This window comes from Staphylospora marina, assembly GCF_003856495.1.
Taxonomy (GTDB): Bacteria; Bacillota; Bacilli; order Thermoactinomycetales; family Thermoactinomycetaceae; genus Staphylospora; species Staphylospora marina.
This window is the reverse complement of the sequence record NZ_CP034118.1, coordinates 1,202,120-1,226,013: the sequence shown is the minus strand read 5'-3', so window position 1 is coordinate 1,226,013 and position 23,894 is coordinate 1,202,120. Positions and strand designations below refer to the sequence as shown.

General features: G+C 56.5%; 22 protein-coding genes. 6 read left to right on the top strand and 16 right to left on the bottom strand.

Annotated features, from left to right (window positions below):
- Window positions 1-5: 5 nt before the first annotated feature.
- Entirely contained in the window at window positions 6-575 is a 570-nt protein-coding gene (locus EG886_RS06095) for a CPBP family intramembrane glutamic endopeptidase (protein WP_164491683.1), read from the bottom strand.
- 125 nt (window positions 576-700) lie between these two features.
- Between EG886_RS06095 and EG886_RS06090 the strand changes: the two genes are divergently transcribed.
- Entirely contained in the window at window positions 701-910 is a 210-nt protein-coding gene (locus EG886_RS06090; RefSeq protein WP_124727300.1) for a ferredoxin, read from the top strand.
- A gap of 79 nt (window positions 911-989) precedes the next feature.
- On the opposite strand, the gene EG886_RS06085 is transcribed toward EG886_RS06090, so the two are convergent.
- Entirely contained in the window at window positions 990-1,325 is a 336-nt protein-coding gene (locus tag EG886_RS06085) for a rhodanese-like domain-containing protein (RefSeq protein WP_124727299.1), read from the bottom strand.
- Window positions 1,326-1,413: 88 nt separating this feature from the next.
- Here EG886_RS06085 and EG886_RS06080 point away from each other — a divergent pair, with 88 nt between their 5' ends.
- Entirely contained in the window at window positions 1,414-1,908 is a 495-nt protein-coding gene (locus tag EG886_RS06080; RefSeq protein WP_124727298.1) for an inorganic diphosphatase, read from the top strand.
- 44 nt (window positions 1,909-1,952) lie between these two features.
- Here EG886_RS06080 and EG886_RS06075 read toward each other — a convergent pair whose 3' ends face one another.
- Window positions 1,953-4,091: an ATP-dependent helicase gene (locus tag EG886_RS06075; protein WP_164491682.1), complete on the bottom strand. Its 2,139-nt coding sequence runs from the start codon at window positions 4,089-4,091 to the stop codon at window positions 1,953-1,955.
- Between the two features lie 297 nt (window positions 4,092-4,388).
- Between EG886_RS06075 and EG886_RS06070 the strand changes: the two genes are divergently transcribed.
- The 3 genes from EG886_RS06070 to EG886_RS06060 all read left to right on the top strand — a co-directional run bounded on the left by EG886_RS06070 (window position 4,389) and on the right by EG886_RS06060 (window position 8,000).
- A complete protein-coding gene (locus tag EG886_RS06070; RefSeq protein WP_241154396.1) occupies window positions 4,389-5,558 on the top strand; it encodes a pyridoxal-phosphate-dependent aminotransferase family protein in 1,170 nt (389 codons plus the stop codon).
- Window positions 5,536-7,119, top strand: coding sequence for a phosphoglycerate dehydrogenase (gene serA / locus EG886_RS06065; protein WP_124727296.1), 1,584 nt, complete (start codon window positions 5,536-5,538; stop codon window positions 7,117-7,119). Before EG886_RS06070 ends, serA begins: the two co-directional genes overlap by 23 nt.
- A 185-nt stretch (window positions 7,120-7,304) precedes the next feature.
- Window positions 7,305-8,000: an SDR family oxidoreductase gene (locus EG886_RS06060; RefSeq protein ID WP_124727295.1), complete on the top strand. Its 696-nt coding sequence runs from the start codon at window positions 7,305-7,307 to the stop codon at window positions 7,998-8,000.
- 143 nt (window positions 8,001-8,143) lie between these two features.
- Here EG886_RS06060 and EG886_RS06055 read toward each other — a convergent pair whose 3' ends face one another.
- The 13 genes from EG886_RS06055 to EG886_RS05995 all read right to left on the bottom strand — a co-directional run bounded on the left by EG886_RS06055 (window position 8,144) and on the right by EG886_RS05995 (window position 23,104).
- Window positions 8,144-9,658, bottom strand: coding sequence for a class I adenylate-forming enzyme family protein (locus EG886_RS06055; RefSeq protein ID WP_124727294.1), 1,515 nt, complete (start codon window positions 9,656-9,658; stop codon window positions 8,144-8,146).
- 223 nt (window positions 9,659-9,881) lie between these two features.
- The gene (locus EG886_RS06050; RefSeq protein ID WP_124727293.1) at window positions 9,882-11,696 is read right to left on the bottom strand and encodes an ATP-binding protein; all 1,815 of its coding nucleotides are present in this window, start codon (window positions 11,694-11,696) and stop codon (window positions 9,882-9,884) included.
- Window positions 11,693-12,412 carry a response regulator transcription factor gene (locus EG886_RS06045; protein WP_277423833.1) on the bottom strand — a complete coding sequence of 240 codons (720 nt, stop codon included), beginning with the start codon at window positions 12,410-12,412 and terminating at the stop codon, window positions 11,693-11,695. Before EG886_RS06045 ends, EG886_RS06050 begins: the two co-directional genes overlap by 4 nt.
- 236 nt (window positions 12,413-12,648) lie before the next feature.
- Window positions 12,649-13,854 carry a c-type cytochrome biogenesis protein CcsB gene (gene ccsB, locus EG886_RS06040; protein ID WP_241154395.1) on the bottom strand — a complete coding sequence of 402 codons (1,206 nt, stop codon included), beginning with the start codon at window positions 13,852-13,854 and terminating at the stop codon, window positions 12,649-12,651.
- 12 nt (window positions 13,855-13,866) lie between these two features.
- Window positions 13,867-15,447, bottom strand: a complete 1,581-nt coding sequence (locus EG886_RS06035) for a cytochrome c biogenesis protein ResB (RefSeq protein ID WP_164491681.1) — start codon at window positions 15,445-15,447, stop codon at window positions 13,867-13,869.
- Window positions 15,448-15,574: 127 nt separating this feature from the next.
- A complete protein-coding gene (locus tag EG886_RS06030; protein ID WP_124727290.1) occupies window positions 15,575-16,291 on the bottom strand; it encodes a pseudouridine synthase in 717 nt (238 codons plus the stop codon).
- A 138-nt stretch (window positions 16,292-16,429) separates the two neighbouring features.
- Window positions 16,430-18,658 (bottom strand): MMPL family transporter, encoded by a 2,229-nt coding sequence (locus tag EG886_RS06025; protein ID WP_124727289.1) that lies wholly within the window; start codon window positions 18,656-18,658, stop codon window positions 16,430-16,432.
- A 230-nt stretch (window positions 18,659-18,888) separates the two neighbouring features.
- On the bottom strand, window positions 18,889-19,467 hold the full coding sequence (locus EG886_RS06020; RefSeq protein WP_164491680.1) for a TetR/AcrR family transcriptional regulator: 579 nt from the start codon (window positions 19,465-19,467) through the stop codon (window positions 18,889-18,891).
- Between the two features lie 77 nt (window positions 19,468-19,544).
- Window positions 19,545-20,078: a spore maturation protein gene (locus EG886_RS06015; RefSeq protein WP_124727287.1), complete on the bottom strand. Its 534-nt coding sequence runs from the start codon at window positions 20,076-20,078 to the stop codon at window positions 19,545-19,547.
- A gap of 20 nt (window positions 20,079-20,098) precedes the next feature.
- Entirely contained in the window at window positions 20,099-20,701 is a 603-nt protein-coding gene (locus EG886_RS06010) for a nucleoside recognition domain-containing protein (RefSeq protein WP_124727286.1), read from the bottom strand.
- Entirely contained in the window at window positions 20,698-21,855 is a 1,158-nt protein-coding gene (locus tag EG886_RS06005) for a D-alanyl-D-alanine carboxypeptidase family protein (RefSeq protein ID WP_241154394.1), read from the bottom strand. The genes EG886_RS06010 and EG886_RS06005 overlap by 4 nt, the downstream gene beginning before the upstream one ends.
- Window positions 21,856-21,983: 128 nt before the next feature.
- The gene (gene ytfJ / locus EG886_RS06000) at window positions 21,984-22,445 is read right to left on the bottom strand and encodes a GerW family sporulation protein (protein ID WP_124727285.1); all 462 of its coding nucleotides are present in this window, start codon (window positions 22,443-22,445) and stop codon (window positions 21,984-21,986) included.
- Complete coding sequence (locus tag EG886_RS05995; protein WP_124727284.1) at window positions 22,418-23,104, bottom strand: DUF2953 domain-containing protein; 687 nt, start codon at window positions 23,102-23,104, stop codon at window positions 22,418-22,420. Before EG886_RS05995 ends, ytfJ begins: the two co-directional genes overlap by 28 nt.
- Before the next feature lie 183 nt (window positions 23,105-23,287).
- Between EG886_RS05995 and EG886_RS05990 the strand changes: the two genes are divergently transcribed.
- Window positions 23,288-23,791, top strand: coding sequence for a superoxide dismutase family protein (locus tag EG886_RS05990; protein WP_124728690.1), 504 nt, complete (start codon window positions 23,288-23,290; stop codon window positions 23,789-23,791).
- Window positions 23,792-23,894 lie beyond the last annotated feature (103 nt).

Here is a 23,894-nt window from a genome sequence, read left to right as displayed (position 1 = left end):
CACCGTTACGGAGAATCTGCGGACCCCTCCTTGTCGGACAGATTGCGGTACAGAAAGCCCATCACGGCATCCACCAGGAAATGGGCCATGATCGCCGGAGCAAGATGTCCCGTCCGCTCCGTCATCCATCCGAACAAAAGACCCACGACGGCCACGACGGTCACCAGCAACCATTTTCGGAGATAACGGGTGTGCATCAGCACAAACAGAAGGGAACTTCCCCAAAGGCCGATCCAATCCAACAGCACGCCGCGGAACAAAATCTCCTCGCTGAATGCGGCGATCACGGCGATCAGCAAAATCTGCCACCCCGGTGTGTTTTGAAACAGAAGTCTGTTGATCCCCCCGTCATCCCAATGACTGATCGGGACCACGCGCATGAGCCAAAGATCGGCCAGAATCACCGCGACTCCGGCAGCAAGTCCCCACACCCACATCTGTATGTCGCCGAAAGCAAAATATCCCGCATGCAAGGATCCCTTTCGCCACAGGAGCCAGATGCCGATTCCAAGGAGCGGCAATTGGGTACCATAAAAAGCGATGAGCACGTCCTTTTTTTCAAGCGAAGGTTTCATCATGTCCCCTCCAGGATTCGCAAACCATCGTTTTTTCTTGCAATTCCTTGTGAATCGTTCTACAATGAGGGGTGGAAGCGGACCTAGCCAAACAAGGCATCAATCATGGGAGGAGTTTTTGACCTATGCGCACTTGGGTGGACAAAGATACTTGCATCGCCTGCGGAGCATGCGGAGCAACCGCTCCAGACGTATATGCCTACGATGAAGACGGCATCGCCTATGTTCTGCTCGATGACAATACCGGCACCGCCGATGTACCGGAAGACCTGTGGGATGACGTGCGTGATGCCGCGGAAGGTTGCCCGACGGATTCGATCAAAGTCGAAGAATGAGTTCCGCCGGAGAGAGCTGCCCGATCTTCTCGGGGCAGCTTTTTTTGTTTCATGCGCATCCATGGTCACCGAAAGGAGCTCATGAACGCTCTTCCCGTCTTTTCCATTCCGTCAGGACCGCGGCCACTCCCCCGTCCACGTTGACGACGTTTCGAAACCCATGGTTCAGGAGAAATCGGGCCGCATGCAGGCTGCGAATGCCGTGTGCACAGAGGAGATACACTTTTTGGGCCGGATCGATCTCCCCGATCTTTGCCGGCAATTTGCCCAGGGGAATCAGGACCGCCCCCTCCAGACGGACTTCTTCCCATTCCCACTCTTCCCGCACATCCACCACCTGTCCGTCGATGCCGCCCTTCCTGATCATCTCCGCAAATTCCTCCGGACTGATGTGAAACAGAACTCCTTCCGTCATTTCCCTTCGGCCCCTTTCCATTTGCTCTTTGTCCAAAAACACCGTAAAATGTCGTTGTAGCTTACATACTCGAAGGAGGAAACCGATCATGGCGCGCGAACTGATCGTCGATGCGTTCATCGAAATCCCCACGGGAAGTCAGAACAAATACGAATATGACAAGGAAAAAGGCGTATTCCGCCTGGACCGTGTTCTGTACTCCCCGATGCATTATCCGACCGAATACGGATATCTGGAAAACACGCTCGCCGAAGACGGCGACCCGCTGGACATCCTGGTGATGACCACTTTCCCGACGTTCCCGGGATGCGTCATCAAAAGCCGGGTGATCGGAGTGCTCCTGATGTCCGATGACAAAGGTCAGGATGAAAAATTGTTGGCCGTTCCGACGGACGACCCGCGTTTCAACGAAGTGAAAAGCCTGAACGACGTTCCGCCGCACATTTTGAAAGAGATCGCCCACTTCTTCCAGGTGTACAAAGATCTCGAAAACAAGGAAACCCACATCGTCGGTTGGAAAGACGCGGATTACGCGGCAAACCTGTATGACGAATGCGTCAAGCGTTACCAGGAATCCCGGTAATCTTGCGAATGGCACCCTCCGGATGCTCCGTCCGGAGGGTGTTGTCATGTGACCGCAACCAGCCCCAGCTGTCTGGACAATTCGAAATGAAGCCAACGGGTGCCTTCCCCGAAGCGAACCAACACCTTTCTTCCGGGAACGGCCCCGTCCAGCGATGTCACCCGAATCACTTCACCGACGCCGAATTTGACGTGCGAAATCCGCATTCCCGGTTTCAACGGTTCGGACAGGAACCTTGTCTTGTCTTCTTCCGGTTTTCCGGCCTCCGAACGTTCGTCGGAGCGAACCTTGCCGTCCGTCTCCGAACCCCTTGACGACGGAAATTCTCCCGGTCCCAGTTCCCGGACGAACGGAGAAATGCCGACCCGCTTGCCCAGCCGGTGTTTGGCGGCGGAAAGTATCAGTTCCTTCCTTGTTCGGGTGATTCCCACGTACAGAAGTCGTCGCTCTTCTTCCCAGGCTTCCCGGATCCGGGATTCGGATCCCGCAAGCGCCCGACGATGCGGAAACACCGCGGCTTGGAGACCGATGATGAACACCCGATCAAATTCGAGCCCCTTCGACTTGTGAAGCGTCATGAGTTTGATCGGGCTGTCCGGACAGGGATTTTCCAACGCTTGTTCCACCTTGCCGACATGGTCCAAAAACCCTTCAACGGACGGGAACGCTTCCGCGGCCCGCTCCAATTCTTCCAGCGGCTCCGCAAAGGCGGACGGATCATTGCCCGTTTGCTCGCAGAACGTTTCCATCCACCTGTCGTATCCCACCGCGTGTCGGACCGCCCGCACGGCCTTTTTGGCTGACATGCGGCGAAGCTGCCGTACATGATTCACCAGTTGCTCCATGGCCTTTGCCTGCCGGCGCGAAAGTCCGAAAAGCCCGGGGAGACATTCAAGCAAGGAGATCCCGGTCTCACGGGCTCTCTGTTTCGCTGCCGCCAGGCAATCTTCTCCGTTGACAAACCGTTGCGGACGATTGATGATTCTCGACAGCGATTCCGAATCGTCCGGCCGGAGGGCCGTCCGGAGATATGCCAGCACATCCTGCACCTGCCATTTGCGGTAAAAGGAGCTTTCGCCCGGATAAGCGAAAAACGGAATGTTCTTTCGAACCAGAAGATCGATCAACGCACGGGCCTGTGTCGTCGTTCGGAACAAAACCGCCGATTCCGTTCCGTCCGTCAATTGCCGGAGAACCCACTCCGCTTCCTGCTCCTCGTCTTCGGGCTGCCAAAGGATCGGTTCAGGACCCCGGATTCCCGTTCCCTCCCGCGGCTTGGCCTGTCTCATCCGGTTCCGGGATATGAGCCGCTCTCCCGCCTGAATGATCTCTTCCGTGCTGCGGTAGTTTGTGCGCAGCAACACCTTGCGAATCCCGGGGAAATCGTGTTCCATCCTGAGCATGAACCGAGGGTCGCTACCCCGAAACCCGTAAATGGCCTGGTCGTCGTCACCCACGACGAACAATCCCCCCGACGTCCCTGCCAACCGTTTGACGGCTTCATACTGTACCTGATTGATGTCCTGAAATTCGTCCACGAGAATGTGTTCAAACCGTCCGGTCCATTCCCGGGCGGTTTCAGAAGCGGTGAGGCGCCTGAGCACCGTGATGAGAATATCGTCGTAATCCCAGACTCCCGCCCGGCGTTTCCTTTCTTCATATTCCTGAAACAGCTCACGAAACCGGATGTTTCTTTCTTCTTTCACCTTGAGTCGTCCCGGAAGAATCCCCATGCTTTTGCAAAGACCGATTTGAGACACCCGTTCCGAGACGGATTCGTCATCGGACGGAAATCCTTTTTCCGCCAACACGCTTCGCACCAACCGCGCTTGGTCCGTTTCTCCGAGCAAGGGAGGAATCCGTTCTCCCGCTTCCCGCAACAACATGAGAAACAATGAGTGAAACGTTCCGATGCACCATCGTCGGACTCCATCACCCGCTATCTGTCCCAAACGTCTTTTCATCTCCGCGGCGGCGGCACGGGTAAACGTGACAACCATCAATTCCGCGGGATCGGCACCTTGTTGAAGGAGATACAACACGCGACGGGTGAGCACCGTCGTCTTTCCGCTTCCCGGCCCCGCAAAAACGACCACGTGCCGGTCGGCGGCGGTGACGGCCTCTCTTTGCGGGCCGTTCAAGCCGTCGAGCAACATCTCCCGGTTGATGACAGACGCGTGCAAGATCCGATTCCTCCCCTGTTTTTCGAAACAACCGGTTCCTCCCGATGCCGTTCCTGAGGCAGTTTCACCGGAGCGGATGTTGACATCCGTTTGTTTCTCATCCGGCAAGGAACGCAACACTCCCATGTTAACACAAGAGAGAGGGGTTTGGGGCGTTCGTTGACATCAACACTCTGCTGTGTTAAATTAGTGAAAAATTTTTCTTCGACATCATGCTGAATGTTTCGGCCTGTTCTGTTTGGAATGAACGAGTCCTGACGGGACAAGCTTTTTTTCTTTCAAAGGAGGCGATTTCCGTTGTCGACCGCAGACCATGTCCATCTGCGAATTCCCGGTCCGACCCCGGTTCCGTGGCGCATCCAGACGGCCATGAGCCGCCCGGCCATCGGTCACCGAAGCAAGGAAGCATCCGTGCTGATCCGTGACATTTCCCGCAGACTCCGGAATGTGTTCGGCACTTCATCCCCCGTGTTCCCCGTTTCCGGCAGCGGCACGGCCGCGCTGGAAGCGGCGGCGGTCAACACCGTTCGTCCCGGAGACAAAGTCTTGGTCGTGGTGGCGGGAGCCTTCGGAAAGAGATTCGCGGACATCCTTCAGCGAATGGACGCGGAAGTGGTTCGGCTGGAGATTCCCTGGGGAAGTCCGTGCGAACCGGACCGATTGGCCAAAGAACTGGACCGACATCGGGAGATTCGGGCCGTGTTTCTCACCCATTGCGAAACATCGACCGGCGTGCTCCATCCGGTCGGTGAGCTGGCCGAAACGATCCGGCAGCGTTCGGACGCTTTGGTCATCGTGGACGGTGTCAGTTCGGTCGGCGGCGCTCCGTTGAACATGGACGAACGGGGAATCGACGTGGCCGTCACGGGCTCGCAAAAAGCCTTGATGCTCCCTCCCGGTCTTGCGGCGGTGGCCGTCAGTCCGCGGGCTTGGCACGTCATCGAATCCAATCCCCGTCCCCGGTATTATCTCGATCTTCTCATGTACCGTCACAGTCTGGAGCAGGAAACGACCCCGTTCACTCCTCCGGTCAGCCTGTTGTTCGGCTTGGCCGAATCCCTGAACATGCTGGAGGAAGAAGGACTTCAAGAAGTCTTCCGGCGGCATGAACGCTTGGGAAAAATGACCCGGCGCGCCTTGGAAGCGTTGGGCATCCGGCTGTTGACGGACGAATCTTGCGCCTCCCCCACGGTGACCGCCGCCATGGGCGGAGACCGCTGGACGGCGGATGAATTGCGCGCCGAAATGCGCAACCTGGGCGTGGTGATCGCCGGCGGCCAAGGCCGGCTCAAAGGACGAATTTTCCGAATCGGACACATGGGCCACTGCCATGAGCCCGATTTGCTCGCGGCGCTGGGGACTCTGGAAACGGCACTGGCACGGCTGGGAGTCCTTTCGGAGCCGGGCGCAGGCATCAAAGCGGCACAGGAGGTGTGGATCGCCGATGTACAACGTGTTGATCGCTGATCCCATCGGCGGACCGGGTTTGGAGAAATTGCGAAATGCCGGAGAGATTCGGATTCTGTCCGGCGAAAACCTGGCCGGACAAGAACTCTTTCCGTTGGTGGAAGAAGCCGACGCCCTGATCGTCCGCAGCGGCACCCGGGTGGATGAAGAATTGCTGTCTCATGCCCGGCGTCTCAAAGTGATCGCCCGCGCGGGAGTGGGCGTGGACAACATCGACGTGAACGCGGCCACCCGCCGCGGCATCATTGTGGTGAACGCCCCGGACGGCAATACGGTCTCCACCGCCGAACACACCTTTGCCCTGCTCATTTCGATGGCCCGGAACATTCCCCAGGCCTCCCGCAGCCTGCTTCACGGTGAATGGAAGCGCAAGGAATTCACCGGCGTGGAACTCAGCGGAAAAACACTGGCCATCGTGGGCATGGGAAGAATCGGTTCGGAACTTGCCGTCCGGGCCAAAGCGTTTCGGATGCGGGTGATCGCCCATGACCCGTATCTGACGGAAGAACGCGCCGATAAATTGGGAGTGGAGATCGTCCCGTTTGACGAAGCGGTGCGACAGGCCGACTTTCTCAGCGTTCATACCCCTCTCACCAAAGAAACCCGTCACTTGATCAATCGGGACGTACTCGCCCGGATGAAAGAAGGGGTGCGGATCATCAACTGTGCCCGGGGCGGCATCATTGACGAAGAAGCCTTGCTGGAGGCGATTCGTTCTGGGAAAGTGGCCGGTGCCGCGTTGGATGTGTTTGAAAAAGAACCCCCGGGTGATCATCCCCTGCTGAAGCTGCGACAAGTGGTGGCCACTCCCCATCTGGGGGCATCCACGGTGGAAGCGCAACAAAACGTGGCCGAAGACGTGGCGGAAGAGGTCCTCAACATCTTGCGCGGCAAGCCTTTCAAAAATGCCGTCAACCTCCCGCCCGTCCCTGCGGAATTGCAGGCACGTGCCGTGCCGTTCCGCAAACTGGCCGGCAACATGGGCCGCTTCATCTCCGCCCTTCTTCCAGGACCGGTTCGCGAACTGAAAGTCATCCTGGCCGGGGAAGTGAGCGATTTGGACAGTTCTTTGCTGACCCGCGCCGTACTGAGCGGCCTTTTGGCCCGTCATCTCGACCGGGTCAACGAGGTGAACGCCCTGCATCTCGCCCGGGAGCGCGGAATCCGTGTAACGGAACAAAAGATTCCGGATACGGCCGGTTTCACTCAACAGATCCGCCTGGAAGCGGAAACGTCACACGGAACCGTCACCGTGTCCGGAACGGTTCTGAACGGATTGGGTCCGCGCATCATCCGCGTGGACGGGTACAGTGTCGACGTGGCTCCCAAAGGGCATCTGCTGTTCATCCGGCACCATGACCAGCCGGGAGCGATCGGACGCGTGGGCACGCTGCTCGGCAACCACGGCATCAACATCGCCACCATGCAGGTGGGGCGTCAGGCGGCCGGAGGTGCGGCCATCATGGTGCTGCGCATCGACAAACCCGTTCCGACCGGCCTTCTGGAGGAGCTGAGAACATCGGCCGGCATCCATTCGGTGACGGAAATTGATCTGACCTGATCGCCGTTTTCGATATAATGAAAGGGCAAGCCTCCCGTTTTTTCGTCCCGAGGCTGCCCCGATGACCTCCGGGGCTGATTCCTGCCGGGTTTCGTCTGCGAACAAGAAACTCCGTTGCCGGGATCAGCCCTTTGCATGTCTTTGGACATGGGGCAAGATTTCGCATTGACAAGGAGGAACGAGCCATGAACCGACTTGCCGGAAAAACGGCGATTGTGACCGGTGCCAGCAAGGGCTTGGGCAGAGCCATTGCCAGGAAATTTGCCCAAGGAGGCGCCCGGGTGATCGCGGCGGCCCGCAACCTGGATGCCCTCAAGGCGCTTGCCGCCGAAGATCCGGAGCACATCATCCCGGTGGAATGCGACGTCACCCAAAGCCGTCAGGTGCGGGCAATGGTGGAACGGGCGGTCAACGAAACCGGCCGACTGGACATTCTCGTCAACAATGCCGGTGTGGGGCGGTTTGCCCCGGTGGAAGAACTGTCGGAAGAAGATTTCGACCTGATGATGAACGTCAATCTGAAAGGTGCCTTCCTGGCCAGCAAGTACGCCATCCCCCACCTGAAACGGACCAAAGGACACATCGTCAACATATCCAGCGTGGCCGGAACGGAAGCATTCGCCACCGGAGGCGGCTACTGCGCTTCCAAATTCGGCCTGATGGCCCTGACGGATGCCCTCACGTTGGAATTGAAACCGCATCACGTCAAGGTAACGGCGATTTGCCCCGGATCGATCAAGACGGAGTTTCACCGTCCCAAGGATTATGCGATGGAGGCGGAACAGGTGGCTGAAGCCGTATGGATTACCGTGTCCGCTCCCCAAAACGTCATCTACAACCGGATCATCATGCGCCCGCAGGTTCCCCACAAACCTTCCTGAGCCCATCCGCAAAAAAGCCCCGTACCCGTCAATGGGCTGCGGGGCTCGAATATCCCGTCATACCAGGACAATACCATGGATTTCGCGCGCGATGTCTCCGTGGCACCGATCACTTCTCCCGTCCGCAAAATTCCGGGATGCGGTCAGGAAACACGGGCAGCCATTTCACGCAACACGTATTTCAAAATTTTGCCCATGCTGTTTTTGGGAAGCTGTTCGAGGAACACCACGTCCATCAATTTGTAGTCGGCCAATTGGCTGCGCACATAGGAGAGCACTTCGTTTTCGGTCAGGGACGAACCTTCTTTTTTCACGATGTATGCTCTCGGAACTTCTCCCCAGATGGGATCCTCCACTCCGACAACGGCACACTCGACCACATCCGGGAAGCGGTGGATCACATATTCCACCTCGGCCGGATACACTTTCTCGCCTCCGCATATGATCATGTCGCGGAGACGATCGATGACATAGACATATCCTTCCTCATCCATTTTCCCAATGTCCTTGGTGTGGTACCATTCACCGCGAATGACTTCCTCCGACGCCTCCGGATTGTTCCAATACCCTTCAAAGACCATCTTGCCGCGAATGACGATTTCTCCCGGTTCGCCGGGAGGAAGCTCCGCGCCCGTAATCGGATCCAAAATTTTGATTTCCGTCCCGTAAACTCCCTTGCCGACCGAATCACATCTCTCGATGTCAAAATGGGGCAAGAAATAGGTGGCGGCACCGGTGAACTCCGTGGCTCCGTATACTTGGATGATCGGATAACCCAGTTCGTGGAACGCACGGATCCAGTCATCCGGAACCGTTGCCCCGCCGCAGAGAATTCCCCTGAGTGAAGGGAATTCTTTGTTTTGTCCTTTCAAAGCCTGCAACATGTATCCCAGCATCGGGGGCACCGACATCATTCCCGTGACTTTCTCCTGATCGATCCAGTTCCAGATTTGCAGCGGGTCAAAGCTCGGGAACGTCACGACGGTCATGCCGCGCACCAAGGCATTGATGATGAACATCATTCCGCTGATATGGAACAAGGGGGTCACAAACATAAACCGGTCCATGTAACGCAGGTCCAGCGTGTTCACGTTTGCGAGGGCAGCGGCGTAAACATTGGCGTGCGTACATACGACTCCTTTCGGCCGCCCGGTGGTGCCGGATGTGTAAATGATCAGGACGGGATCGTTCTCCTCCACGACCACATCCGGTTCCGCATCGGGACGTTGCCGGAGAATCTCCTCAAACATCCGATTCTTCTTCAGTCCGGAAGAAACGGGCACAAAAGAGTCCACCAGGGCGAGATTGCCGACCGCCGCGATCTTGTCGGTGAATTCCTCATCATGGAAAACAATTCTCGGCGTGCAATCTTCCAGCATCCACCGAATCTCCTCGGGTTTGAGCCGGGTATTGAGCGGAACGGCAATGGCTCCCACTTTTGCGGCAGCCAGGTAAATCACGGGAAACAAGTGATGATTCTGGCACAAAAACGCAATCCGGTCTCCCCGTTGGGTTCCCCTTTCCAAAAGGTAATGGGCGAGACGATTGACTTTGGCGTTGTACTCCCTGTACGTCAACCGATCCTCAGGACTGACGACCGCTTCCACATCGGGCGAGAGAAAGGTTCGTTGTCTCAACAGCTCACCAATGGTTGACATAAGCCCCTCCTGTTTGATGGAACAAAATATTTTTTTGTTTAACTCTTCTTATGATAAAAAATGAATCCATTTCAGACAAGTTCAAGAATAAAGCCCCCCTCCTTTCTCGAATGGAAAGGAGGGGGGCTCTGTCAGCAGCATTTTACCTCTCATTGCAGGTATGTTTCTTTTCCATAAGCGAAGAAAATTCTTGGACAAAGGCCCTATTCGGGCGTTTTTTCGTTCAAGCGCGGGATTCCTCTTGCCCGGTATCCGCATGAACCGGCAACTCCACCGTGAACACCGTTCCTTCACCTTGACGGCTGCGAACGGAAACCCGGCCGCCATGGGCTTGCACCAGATGACGGACGATGGAAAGTCCCAGTCCGGTTCCTCCTGATTGTCCGCGGGTTCTCGCCTTGTCCGCCTTGTAGAACCTCTCGAACACAAACGGCAGATCTTCTTCGGGGATGCCTGATCCGGTATCCTGCACCTCAAGCACCACCCGATGTTCTTCGGTCAGTCTGGCCCGCAGGGTCACCGTTCCGCCGGCCGGCGTGTGCCGAATGGCATTGTCAATCAGATTGGTGAGCACCTGTTCGATCCGGTCGGGGTCCCACACCACTTCAGGCAAATCATCGGCGATCTGACTGTTCAGCTCGATGTTCTGCTCCTTCGCCAATCCATGGAATTTCCGGAGAACCCACCCCAACAGTTCATGCGGGGATTTGCGGACCGGCTTGATCCGGACATGTCCCGCTTCCATCCTCGCCAAATCCAAAAGTTCATTGACCAACCGGCTCATCCGGCGAGACTCCTCGTTGATGACCTGGGCGATCTCCCTGCGTTCCTCGGGAGTTTCGGCGATGTCGTCCATCAGGGCTTCGCTGTACCCCTGCAGCATGGCCAGAGGCGTGCGGAGTTCATGAGACACATTGGCGACGAAATCCTTGCGCAGTTTGTCCAGTCTCCGCTCTTCCGTCACGTCTCTCAACACCGCCACCACGCCGCGCACTTGCTCTCCGGAGTACAGCGGAGACATCGCCACCACCCAGGTATGGCCCTGAACCGTGACGTCGCCCGCCTGTTCCCTGTCTTCTTCGATCACCCGGTTGAACAACTCCTGGATCGGTTCAGGCAGACGGTTTTTCCGCTCTTCTCCGTGATCCCTGTACAGGTCGAGGAAACGGTCCGCCACGGGATTGGACAAAATGATCTTGCCGTAGCGGTTCATGGTGAGAACTCCGTCCGACATTCCCCGCAAGATGCTGAACAATTGCTCCTTCTCCTGCGACAACTGATGGATCAAATCTTCCAGTTGCCCGGCCATCCGGTTGAACGTGGTCGCCAGATCAGCGATTTCATCCCGTTCGTGATAACGGACGGGCACACGGGTGGAAAATTCGCCGCGCGCCATTTTCTCGGCGGCCCGCTTCATCTGGATCAACGGCTGCGAAATTCGCGACGAGAGGAAAAACGCAAAGATGGTGGTGAGGCCGATGCTGATCAGGGCGGAATAAAGGATGGACCGCTTGATGTCCGCTTCCGTCAGTTCGTCGCGGGTTTGATAGAGAACGATGGCTCCTTCCGTTTTTCCCCCCTGGATGTAGGGAACGGCCACCAAGAGCACGTCGGTGCGGGTAAACGGCAAGACGGAACTTTCGTCCTTCATGGCCACCTTGCCCTGGATGGAGATCTTCTCCCCGGCGAGTACCCGGCGTATTTGATCCTGGCTGATGACATCCTGCCAAGGAATGTTGGGGACATGCGGCGATACCCCGATGGGACTGACCGTGCCGCTTCGGTCCAAAACCACGATGTATGTATTGAACATTTCGGACACTTTCAGGACATGGTTCAGATACTGGGTATGATCCGGTCCGCTCCGGTTCAGCCTGGACTGGATTTCGTCCGCCAGATGACTCAGGCTCTTTTGTTGATCCCGCCCGTAAGCTCTCTCCACCTGCTCGGTCAGAAAAAGGCTGAGCAACGTGAGCACCAGGGATACCAGGATGATGATGGTGGCCCACAATTTTCCCACGACACTGCGAAGAATCACTCTTTCGGCACCTCAAGCTTGTAACCGACTCCCCAGACGGTGGTGATCATTTTGGCCGCACTCGGGGATGCACGGTTCAGTTTTTCACGGAGTCTTTTCACATGCGTGTCAACCGTACGAAGGTCTCCGAAAAATTCATAATGCCAGACATCCCTCAAAAGCTGTTCGCGCGTGAAGACCTTGTCCGGCGACTTGGCCAGGTAATACAGCAAATCGTATTCCTTGGGAGTCAGCTGAATTCGCTTGCCTCCCGCTTTCACCTCGTGGGCATCGTGATCAATCGTGAGTTCCGGAAATACGATCACATTCTTGGTTTCCATGTCGGTGGTCAGATACGCCGTGGCCGATGCCCGTCGAAGAACCGCTTTCACGCGGTGCACCAGTTCTCTCGGACTGAACGGTTTGACCACGTAATCATCCGTCCCGGCTTCAAACCCTTCCACACGGTTGGCCTCTTCGCCGCGAGCGGTGAGCATGATGATCGGAGTGGCCTTTTTCTTCCGGATTTCCGCGCACACTTCCAACCCGTCCATCCCGGGAAGCATCAGGTCCAGAAGAATCAGGTCATAATTTTTTTCCAGCGCCATCTTCAAGGCTTTTTCCCCGTCTTCCGCCTCTTCGATGACAAAACCCTCCCGTTCCAAGTACATGCGGAGCAAGCGGCGAATACGGTCCTCATCATCCACGACAAGAATGTTGTACACTTTTTCCTTCACAGCTCTCACCTTCTTCGCCATCTGTTATGTATGGATCATGCATTCAGGCGGCAGATGATCGTGAATCCCCCGGACCGGAATCGGACAAAGTCCGCCGGATGCCGTCCTCCGACCCGCTTGCGGGGCTTGTGAACGGAGAACGACCCCCGGCTCCGTCAACCGCTTGTCCGTCATTGGCAAAAAGCGGATTGAATCATCCGTTCCGTCCTCGGACGGATTTGTTCCGCCTATTCCTATTATGCATAAGAATGCAGCCCGGAGATGACCAAATTGATCACAATCAAATTGATCATGATGATCAGAAATCCTCCGACCGCCAGCCAGGCGGACCGGAGTCCGATCCAACCCCGTGAGAGACGAAGATGCAGATAGGCACTGTAAAACAGCCAAGTGATGAGCGCCCAGGTTTCCTTGGGATCCCAGTTCCAGAAGCGTCCCCATGCTTCATGAGCCCAGATCATGGCAAAAATCAGGCCACCCAGCGTGAACAGGGGAAATCCGATGGCCGTCGCCCGGTAATTTACCTCATCCAACATGTCCGGATTCAGTTTCTTCGTCAGAGGACCGAGGATGTCCGTCAGCCGCTTGCGGGAAATCAGGCGAATCAATCCGTACAGGAGCAGTCCGGAAAAAATGCCCCAAAGGAGAGAATTGAATTTACGCGCCGCGTTCTCGCCCTTCATGAACCCGGGCGCTTCGAACCACGGCTTGGACACGCCGGGGAACGAGTCCATGTGCACCACCCGGCTTTCCTGAGGAGCGACGACGGGCGGCAGTTCATACACCGTTTCCACTTGCGTTCCATCGATCACATGGTTGAACTTCGCTTCATAACCGGCCGCGTTGAATGCCAGATTGACGATACTGAATCCGGCGAACATCAGCACGACCACCAGCGTCACTTCCAACCACCGGGCGTGTTTGCCCCTCTCCTCCTCCTTGTGGACATGCCGGAGCAGATACAAAAGCCCCGCCACAAATCCCACTCCGAAGGCTCCTTCCCCCAGTGCCGCCAACGAGACATGGACAGGCAACCAATAGCTTTGAAGCGCCGGGATGAGCGGCTGCACATCCCTGGGAAAGGCGGCGGCATACGCCAGCAGAATCACGACCAGCGGCATCACGAACGCACCGAGAACCACCGGACGGTACATGAACCAGATGACAATGAACGCCAGCGCGACGGCGAAACAGAGAAAGGCGGTGAACTCAAACATGTTGGTGGTCGGGAAATGCCCGCTCACCAGAATCCGCAAAACGATGAACGAAAGATGCAAGAACACGCCCGCTCCGGCTGCACCGACCGCAAAATGTTCCCAGCGCCGCTTGACCGATCGCTTGCCGTCTCCCTTTTTTTCATTGGACGCGCCCCAGAACGCGACCGATGAAATCAGGTACAGGAAAAACGTTGCCAGCAGCAAACGCTCCATCCATTGTTCCATTGCCGAGTCCTCCTATTTCGAGGCCGGGGGAAGTGTCATTCCGGCATCTGCAAAGACACGCTCCAACTCCCGGCGCAAACTGAACCAGTTCTTGTTGGTATGTGCCCCGACGACAAGCCCGCCGTCCGTCACACGGATCCAGACACGGCGGTGTTGCCACCAGAAGCCCATGATCAGACCGATGAAGAAAATGAAGCCGCCGACAAAAATGATCGGCAAACTCTTGTCAACCCGAACCAACAGACCGCTGGAATTCACCAGGTTCAGGTTCGCCAGCCCGATTTCGTACCGGTTGTCCTTCGCAAGCTCCCCGAGATCCTGCCCGGCGATCACCCAGGATCGCTCTCCTTCCTTCTGCCCTTGTTCTCTGACTTCAAAGATGAACGCGGGCCGGTTGGGTTCCCGGGATTTGGTCACGGGACGCCCGTTTTCCAAGGCAAAATCGGGATAGTACTCCAGGGGGCGAATTTCCAGCTGTCCGACGCGGAACACCTGATCCGGTTTCAGATCATACAGATCCACCCGGAACGTTCCGATCTGCCGACCGGATGTTTTTTCCGTCACGTTCAGCGTGAGTCCGCTCACCACTCCCATCCGGTAATCGGCCTGGTACAGGAGAAGATCCCCGTATTTGAGCGGCTCGTTGACCAGAATGGATTGGCGGTGAACTTCCGTGAGTGTCCCCGTTTTGGGATCTTCACGGAATATCACGGCATCGGTCTGAAATTTTTTCGGAATGGCCGGTTTTTCTTCGGAAGATGTGCCGGTGTCCCAGGTTTCCATCGTGAATTTCTCGTTTTTCACGAACAGATCCGTTTCCGGAATCTGCGCGATCTGACCTTCCCGAACCCACATCGTCTCTTGCAGATGCCATCCCGGAACGTACCGCAGCAGGACTCCGAAGAGAAACAGAATGAGACCGACATGATTCACGTAGGGGCCCCACCGGCTGATTCGTCCCTTTTCCGCCAGCAGCGCCTCTTCTTCCCTCCGGATGCGGTAGTGCTTCCCTTCCAGGGCTTCTGCCAACCGGTTCATCCGTTCGATCGATTCCTCCCGGGGCAGCGTTTCTTCATGCGAGATCCCCTGTTTCCGGATGAATTCCGGATTTTTGGCCACCTGCTGGTTGCTGAGCGCTTTCCAAAGAGGAATCACACGGTCGAGACTGCACACCACCAGCGAAACCCCGATTGAGCTGATGAGGAGAAAAAACCACCAGGAATTGTACATGTCCGTCAATCCCAGTTGATAAAACAGTTTTCCCCAAAATCCGTAGGTTTCCGCGTAGTATGTCACCGGATCCGCGGAGGGAATGAACCGTTCCTGGGGAAGAACCGTGCCGATCGCGGCCGCCACGAGCGTCACCACGATCAGGGTGATGGCAACTTTGACGGAAGAGAAAAAGTTCCACACCAGATCAAACGGCGAGGCGGGCGCTCTGAGTGAACGTCTGGCCTTGCCCTCATAGCGCATTTCCCGTTCGATGCTCGTTTTTTCGCGAACGGATTTCTCCAGCGGCTTCCCGCAGTACTCGCACAAAATCGTACCAACGGGGTTGTTGTGTCCGCATTCGCATTTGCTGTTTACGATCATGGCTCTCATCCCCCGTTTCCAGGGATCGCACGGGTAACTTTGGACATGTGACCCCACCTAACATTATACCTGCTGTCAAGATGGTCACTGCCGGGCGATTTGAAGATTGTTTGAACTCGCGGGCGCTTCAAAGCCCCATCCGGCTGCGGAGCCGTTTGACTTCTTGGGGAGTCAGTTCCCGGTATTCTCCCCGCCTGAGCCCGCTCAGCGTCAGGAAAGCCAGCCGGGTTCGCTTCAGGTGAATCACCGGATGTCCCACGGCTGCACACATGCGCCTCACCTGCCGGTTTCTGCCTTCGTGGATGGTCAATTCGAGACGGGAACGCGAATCCGACGCCTCCAGCACGCGCACCTTGGCCGGAGCGGTCATCCCGTCTTCCAACCGGACCCCTTCCCGCAGGGTGCGGATCGCCGCTTTGTCCGGCTTTCCCCGGACCGTGGCCACATACACTTTCTCCACTTCAAACCGCGGGTGAAGCAACCGGTTGGCCAATTCCCCGTCATTGGTCACGAGCAGCAGCCCTTCCGTGTCATAGTCCAGTCTCCCCACGGGAAACACCCTCTCCGGAATGTCACGGAAAAAGTCCGCCACCGTCTTTCGGCCGCGGGGGTCGCTCATGCTGGTGATCACCCCGGAAGGTTTGTAAAAGAGAAACGTCCGTTTCTCTTCCAAAAACACCGGTTCGCCGTCGACTTCGATCACGTCTTTTCGCGGATCCACTTTCATTCCCGGTGCGGTCACCCATTCCCCGTTGACTTTCACCCTGCCTTCGCGAATCAGGTTCTCGCACTGTCTTCTGGATGCGACGCCTGCCATGGCCATCACTTTCTGCAATCGTTCCATGTTCCGTGTCACCTCTTTGACCATCTTACTGTTTATCGGAACCCGTCTCAAGCGAAGGCACCCCGAAAAAAAATGCCCGGCTCCCACCGGGGAAACCGGGCAACGAACCAAACCGTCGGATGGTCCGGGATGTACGGGTCAGCCGGTGACCCGGGCGACTTCGCTCTCTTCCCGACCCGTTTTGGACGGCCAGAAACTGTACCTCCCGAGCAGGGTGAACAACGAAGGCACAAGCAGAGAACGAACGAGGAACGTGTCGAGCAAAATTCCCAGCGCCACGGTGAATCCGAACATGAACAACTCCAGAATCGGTTGGGTCATCAGGACGGCAAATGTGGCCGCAAGGATCAGACCCGCGGAAGAAATGACTCCTCCGGTCAGGGACACGCCGCGCCGGATCGCCTCTTTCATCTCGTGACGGGACGCTTCCTCCCTGATCCGCGAAACCACCATGATGTTGTAATCCACACCGAGTGCCACCAGGAATACGTAAGTGTACAGCGGAATGCGGTAACTCATGTCCGTCCAGCCGAAGAACGTGTCAAACAACCACGTGCTCAATCCCATGGCGGCCGCGTACGAGAGAAGGATGGTGGAAATCATCAACAGTGCCGCAACCAGGGATCGGGTTTGCAGGATCAGGAGAACGGTGATCAGGACGGTCACCCAAATGATCACCTTTTGGGTGTCTTCCCGGTTCATCGCGCGGACGTCCGCCTGTTTGGCCGTTTCCCCGGCGAACATGAGACGATGCTTCTCCGGAGACAAGCCGCTGTTTTTCAAGATATCTTCGGAACGATTCCGCATCTCATCCATGTGGTCCAAGGAGCGCTGATCGTACGGATTCTCCTCGAAAATGAACTGCAGGCGGGCCGCCTTTCCGTCCTTGGAAATGATTTGGTTTCCTCTGTCTGCGGCGGAAGCGTGACCTGCTCCCGGTCCGGGTTCAAGCACCGTTGTCACTTGCTTGACACCCGGTTGCCGTTCCAGTTCTTTTTTCAGAGCCGACAGCTTCTCGGGAGTGATGGACTCCGTTCCGGTGACCAGCACGGTGGCCGGAGCCAATTCCCCTTTGGAAAAATGGGTTTCCAACCGTTCATAACCTTTCCGGGATCCGAGATCCTCGGGGAACGATTTGATCAGGTTGAAATTGTACTGGATTTGCGTCATGCCCAGCGCTCCGACAGCCAACACCCCGACCATCAGCACGGAGATCACCCCGGGCTTTTTCACCACCAAGTGGCCGATGCGGCTCCAAATGGAACCGGTCCGGGTCTCCGGGTCACCGGCTTTCGGAATGAACGGCCAGAACGCCTTGCGGCCGAACAGGGCAAACAGAGCCGGAACCAACGTCAGACCGGCAATCAGAATCACACCCATGGCGAGCGAAAAGACGGGTGCGAAGTTCTCGTACGGTTTGTAGTCGGCGATGAACAGGACCAGCATGGCCGCCAGAACCGTTCCCGCACTGAAGAAAACGGGTTCCCACACCTGCTTCATCGCTTCTTTCATGGCCACAAACTTGTCTTCATGCTTCTTCAGCTCTTCGCGGAAGCGGGCGAAAACCAGCAGAGAATAATCCGTCAGAGCGGCAAAGAGAAGAATGCTCATGATGGAAAGGGATTGGGATTCGATCTCGAACACGCCGTTTTTCCCCATCAATCCGAGCAACCGGTCCGTGACCTGATGAACAATTCCCGCCACCAACAGCGGAATGATCGCCAGAAGCGGAGACCGGTAAATGACGATCAGGAGAATCAGGATGAGCCCGATGGTGGAAAAGAGCAGGACCAGGTCGGCATTGGAGAAAAGGGCGATGGTATCCGATGCGATTCCCGCCGGACCCGTGATGTTCAGTTCGACGGAAGAGCCGACCAACCCGCTTCCTTTTTCCTGAATTTGAGTGACGGTATCATTGATGGCCTGCATTTCCAGGCCGTCTTTGAGCATCACCGGCAACACCAGCGTCGTTTTGTCCTCGGACAAAAACGCTTGCCGGGCCGGCTCCGGCATGAGATGAAGCGGCGGGAATTCCTTCACCGTTTCCGGCGATTCGGAAGAGGCGAGATACTCACTCACCTTGGTGATGTTGGCCAGATCGGCAGAACCGATTCCGTCTTTCTTGTGAAACACCAGCAGTGCGGGAAGTCCGTCATTGTCGGAAAAATGACGCTGCAATTCTTCACGCGCCACCACGGAACGGGCTTCTTCGGGGAGATCGGCGCCGTTGACGTTGACGGCATGGTTCTTGGCGGCGGGTGCCACCCCGCTGAGAATCACCATCAACACCAACCAGAAGATCAGGGTTCCCCAAGCTCCCCTGCGCCCGGAAATTTTTGATACGAACGCTTGCATCAACCGGGTCATGCATGCATCTCCTTTCGATCGGATGGCATTTCCCGACACAAGTGTCGATAAACACAGCGACGACGGAACGGACTTCTTGATAACCCGGCCCGTCCCTCGATTTCGACACATGTGTCGGGTTGGTACAAAAAAATATTCCGTTCCCTATTCTCTCTTATTCCGACACAAGCGTCAATACCCGATCACCGGGAATCGGAAAGGGAAAACCGGATCCCTCACCGGAACCCGGTTCAGTCGCCATCGCCCCGAGGCTCAAATCCCCGGTGCAGCAAATCGAGAAAATCCTCTCCGGACACCGACTGTCCGGGTCCCATCACTTCCGGAAGATAAACCGAAGAAAAGATCATGGCGGTGAGCAGTCCGGTCGGGACACTCTTCCGGATGACGCCTGCATCTTTGGCTTCTTCAATGGTTTGCTCGATCATGACATACAGTTTTTTGTGGTCTTGAAACAGTTTTCGCATGAAAGCTTCGGCTTCCGGAGATTCGGTCGGATCCAAAAACGGCAGGCTCTGGAAGATCCGCTGGATGTGAGAGTACCTCATGAATACGGACAACCAGTTCCGCAAACGATCCAGCGGCGGCAATGCCCCCTGTTTTTCACACTCGGCGAGCACTTTTCCCATCAGATCGTTCATGTAAGCGAGAATCAACTGTTCCTTGGAACGAAAGTATTCGTAAATCGTGCTGCGCCCCACCCCCAACCGTTCCGAAAGCGCACCGAAATGAAAGCCCCCGTATCCACGCTCCAGGAGCAATTGGCCGGTTGCATCAAACAATTCCCGCATATCCACTTTCTTTCTGGCCATGCCGGATCCCCTTTCCATCCTTCCCGATGTTGGGTGGCCATTTCATTATATCAGAAGGACATGTCGACCGCCCGGTTTCACAGGAACATCAGGGAACAAATGATCCACGATGCCAGGAATCCGGCAAGATCGGCCCACAACCCCACTTTCAGGGCATAGAGGGAACGCCTGATGCCCACCGCTCCAAAATATACCGTCAGTACATAGAGAGTGGTGTCCGTGCTGCCCTGAATGGTTGCCGCCAGCTTGCCCAGAAACGAGTCGGGACCGTACGTGCGCATCACACTCTCCACGAAAGCCAGCGAGCCGGTTCCGGAGATCGGACGGAGCAATCCGATGGGCACCACTTCCATCGGAATATGGAGCCACGAAAACAGGGGAGACAAAAACTTCAGGTAAAACTCAAGCGCCCCCGTCTCCCGGAAGACGGAGACGGCCACCATCATCCCGACAAGATGGGGAATGATGGACACGGCCGTGGGGAATCCTTCTTTCGCTCCCTCCACAAAGCTCTCATACACCGGAACTTTGCGCATGACGGCGTAAAGGGGGATGAGTACAAGTATGGACGGAATCATCATTCTGGAAATCCATGAGACCACTTCCACCATCCGCATCATCCCCCTTTCCGTCATTTCTTCAGACGTCCGTGTGCGTCAAACGTCCGATTTCGGTAATACCGGTCCAGTAAAACGGCCAGTGTGGTGGCCACAAACGTGGCCAGAATCGTCGGACCGATGATGTCCGTCGGGTCGACCGACCCGTGCTTCATCCGAATCCCGATGATCGTGGTCGGGATCAGGGTGAGTCCTGACGTATTGAGAGCCAACAACGTGCACATGGCCGGTGTGGCCGTCCTGGGATCGGGATTCAGTTTTTGCAGTTCTTCCATGGCCTTCAATCCCATGGGCGTGGCCGCATTGCCCAGTCCGAACAGATTGGCGCTCATGTTGGACAGGATGTATCCCATCGCCGGATGGTTTTCCGGGACCCCGGGAAAGAGAAACCGCGCCACCGGTCTGAGCAGCCGGGCCAGCTTATCCAGCAATCCCGCATCTTGCGCGATCCGCATCATGCCGAGCCAGAACACCAGAATGCTGATCAATCCGATGCAGACTGCCACGGCTTCCTTGGCTCCGTTCAACGCAGCCTGCGTCACCACATCCATGTTTCCCTGGAAGGCGGCCGCCACCACACCGCTGGCGATCATGAAAATCCAGATATAGTGAATCACCGCCATCCTCCCCTTCCGATCATCAGCGCAAGCACATGCTTCCAATGCCCCATGACGGTCGGTTCATCACTGAACCGGCTGATCAGAGGAATCGATCCCACCTGCTCTCCTTTGACGAAAACGCGGGCCGTTCCCACTTGCATGCCGCTTTTCTCCACCCGTTCAAGCGGAAAAGACACAATGGGTTCCACGCTGACAAGCCCTTTTTCTTCCTGAGTGAGCGGCCAGGAAAAATCCGCACCCGCCACCACGTCGATCCGTCGATCCCCCTTCTTCAGTGACTTTCCGCCGACCCGTTGTCCTTTTTTGAGAATGGACACCGTTTCGAACCGGTTGAACCCGTATTCAAACATCATCATCGAGTCTTTCCAGTCGTCTCCGTCATTGAGCGTGACCGTGATCAACCGACGTCCGTCCTTGGTCGCCGAGGAAACCAGCGTGCGTCGCGCCTTTTTGGTGAATCCCGTTTTCACTCCGTCCGCCCAGCGATAAAAGCGAAGCATCTTGTTTTTGTTGTAAAACTTCCGATGCCATTGTTCTCCCGGCCACGGCACCGTCTTCACTTCGGTGGAAACGATTTGACTGAAAACGGGGTTTTTCAGTGCGTATGCCGTCAGTGTCGCCAAATCCCTTGCCGAAGAATGATGTCCTTCCGCGTCCAACCCGTGCGGATTGGCGAAATGTGTTTGTTCCAGTCCCAAAAATTCCGCTTTTTCATTCATCATCCAGACAAACCCTTCCACGGAGCCTCCGATGTGTTCGGCGATGGCGACGGCGGCATCGTTCCCCGATCTGAGCATCAGCCCGTAAAGCAGGGTTTCCAGCGGAATTTTTTCGCCTTCTTTCAGATAGATCGATGATCCTTCCACGCCGACGGCATTCGGCCCGACCGTTACCAATTCATCCAGCTTGCCGTGTTCGATGGCCAGGATGGCCGTCATGATTTTCGTCAGGCTGGCGATCGGCATCGGTTCATCGGCCCGTTTTTGGTACAACACCCGTCCGGTTCCCGCGTCAACCAGGATGGCCGCCCGGGCTCCGGGTGCCAGATCGGGAGTGGATTCATCCGGTTCAGTCGCGGCCGCATGCCCCGGCTGCAAGATCATTCCGAGTGCCACAACGGGTCCCAACACCCGGCATAACCATCGCTTCACACCGCCATCCCTCCAAGGTTGTACACACAGGGTTTGTACCCATGATATGCGCGTTGGACATGTTTATGTAAAAAAGCTCCAAAAACAAAAAAACGACCCGCATCCAGCGTGTCGTTCCAGGAACCTTCTCAATAGAAATCATCTCTTTCTCTCCGTTTCCGGGAAAGACCTTTCAGTTGCTCGAGAACATTCGGGGCCATGTCGATCAACCGGTCGAACAGATGGGTCTGGGTGTCCATGCTGATCAGTTTCACGCCGCAATCGCCCATGACGATAAAACCGACCGGAGTGATGGACACGCCTCCCCCGCTTCCGCCCCCGAACGGGAATTTGCCGTGTCCTTCTCCGTTGTCTTGATCTTCCCGGCCACCGTACCGGCGGTCATCACCGCCCCGGTCCGAACCGGATTCATCACGGATTCCGGTAAACTCGCTGCCCCCCGCGGCAAAACCGAAGCCCACTTTGGAGATCGGAATGATCACGTGTCCTCCGGTTTCCACGGGTTCTCCGATGATGGTGTTCACATCCACCATCTCACGGATGCTTTCCATCGCGGTTGTCATCAGGCCCTGAATGGGATGTTCTGCCATATGCGTGCCCTCCCTTTTCGCGTGGCAAACAGACGCTTTCCGACAAGGATAGCGTGCCCGATTTTGAAGCGGATTATGCCCTGCAAGCGGGTTTCCAACGCCGGGCGGTGAAAATCGGGATCGATCGCCAACTCGGGCGGTCGTTCCCAACGGATGTAACTGCCCAGGATTCCCACAAGGGTCGACTTGACACCCCATGCGATTCCCGTGAGCAATCCCGCCTCCGCGGCATCCCCCGTTCCCAACCGGGTGAACCAGACCAGTTTCTCACAAGTCACCTTTGACAAAAACCAACGGAGCGTCAGCCGCAGATGGACGAAATGATCCATCATCTCCTGGATTGACCGTTTGGCGGCCCGCATCGTTTCTTTGTCGATTACGAATTCTTCCTCCCGGTTGTCGACGTTCCTCCCGCCGGCACCCCCCGCTCTGTTTTCCTGAATCTGCAATCCCTCTTCCCATCCTTTAAAGACCAACGAGGGGAACTCCACCCGGTAGCGGATCAGACCGAATAGCGCCCGAATGTTCACCTCCCCGCGATCATCCCCGTCTTCCCGCTTGAGCAGGAATTCAATCCGAACCGATGTCATGGAGATCAGCAGGATGAGCAGAATCAACCCGCCGATGATCCCGAACGCCGTGAGCCAGAATGTGTTCAATCCCAACACCTGCCATTATTTGTATTTTGGGCAGGAGAAATCGGTTGTATACGAACGCGGCACGGAAACGGGGAACAGCTTTTTCCCTGTGGCATACCATGAACAACGACCATCCGGAGTGTTCATCGGTGACGGAGGTGATGAGTTGTGTATCCGCTTTACCCTTGGTGGTTTTCCCATTCCATGTTTTTGAATCCCGGTGAGACGGCGTGGTACAGTCAACGCGGGCGCCTTGCCCTCGCACGGATTCGCGGCGGTCCGCTTGCCCCGAATCTGCGCGGCTCCGTCTGGTTTGTGGCGGTCCCCGGCGGTACGGAAGTGCGCGTGGAGGTGAGAGGACTTCCCCGTTATCGTCCCGCCCGCGGAGGACAACCTCCCGTGGGGCCCCACGGATTTCACATTCATGAAAGGGGCGACTGCAGCACGGGAAATTCCAGCGATCCGTTTCAAGCGGCCGGCAACCACTGGAATCCTGACAACCAGCCGCACGGAAACCACGCCGGAGACTTCCCCATGTTGTTTTCCAACAACGGGCTGGCGCGAATGACCTTCTTCACCGACCGTTTCCGGGTGCCGGACGTGATCGGAAAATCCGTCATCATTCACGAGAATCCGGATGATTACCGCAGCCAACCTTCCGGAAACTCCGGCAGACGGCTGGGTTGCGGAGTGATCCGGGAAGTTTGACGGTACCGGAGCGTGGAAAACGCCGAAAGACCGTTTATATGATCAAACAGACGAAAACCTCCGATTCCGCTCCCGGAATTCGGAGGTTTTCCCGTTGATCTCT

Coding starts and splice junctions, on each gene's coding strand:
- EG886_RS06095 (WP_164491683.1), bottom strand. CDS start 575: ATGAAACCTTCGCTTGAAAAAAAGGACGTGCTCATCGCTTTTTATGGT.
- EG886_RS06090 (WP_124727300.1), top strand. CDS start 701: ATGCGCACTTGGGTGGACAAAGATACTTGCATCGCCTGCGGAGCATGC.
- EG886_RS06085 (WP_124727299.1), bottom strand. CDS start 1,325: ATGACGGAAGGAGTTCTGTTTCACATCAGTCCGGAGGAATTTGCGGAG.
- EG886_RS06080 (WP_124727298.1), top strand. CDS start 1,414: ATGGCGCGCGAACTGATCGTCGATGCGTTCATCGAAATCCCCACGGGA.
- serA (WP_124727296.1), top strand. CDS start 5,536: ATGTACAACGTGTTGATCGCTGATCCCATCGGCGGACCGGGTTTGGAG.
- EG886_RS06060 (WP_124727295.1), top strand. CDS start 7,305: ATGAACCGACTTGCCGGAAAAACGGCGATTGTGACCGGTGCCAGCAAG.
- EG886_RS06055 (WP_124727294.1), bottom strand. CDS start 9,658: ATGTCAACCATTGGTGAGCTGTTGAGACAACGAACCTTTCTCTCGCCC.
- ccsB (WP_241154395.1), bottom strand. CDS start 13,854: ATGGAACAATGGATGGAGCGTTTGCTGCTGGCAACGTTTTTCCTGTAC.
- EG886_RS06035 (WP_164491681.1), bottom strand. CDS start 15,447: ATGATCGTAAACAGCAAATGCGAATGCGGACACAACAACCCCGTTGGT.
- EG886_RS06030 (WP_124727290.1), bottom strand. CDS start 16,291: ATGGAACGATTGCAGAAAGTGATGGCCATGGCAGGCGTCGCATCCAGA.
- EG886_RS06025 (WP_124727289.1), bottom strand. CDS start 18,658: ATGACCCGGTTGATGCAAGCGTTCGTATCAAAAATTTCCGGGCGCAGG.
- EG886_RS06020 (WP_164491680.1), bottom strand. CDS start 19,467: ATGGCCAGAAAGAAAGTGGATATGCGGGAATTGTTTGATGCAACCGGC.
- EG886_RS06015 (WP_124727287.1), bottom strand. CDS start 20,078: ATGGTGGAAGTGGTCTCATGGATTTCCAGAATGATGATTCCGTCCATA.
- ytfJ (WP_124727285.1), bottom strand. CDS start 22,445: ATGGCAGAACATCCCATTCAGGGCCTGATGACAACCGCGATGGAAAGC.
- EG886_RS05990 (WP_124728690.1), top strand. CDS start 23,288: ATGTTTTTGAATCCCGGTGAGACGGCGTGGTACAGTCAACGCGGGCGC.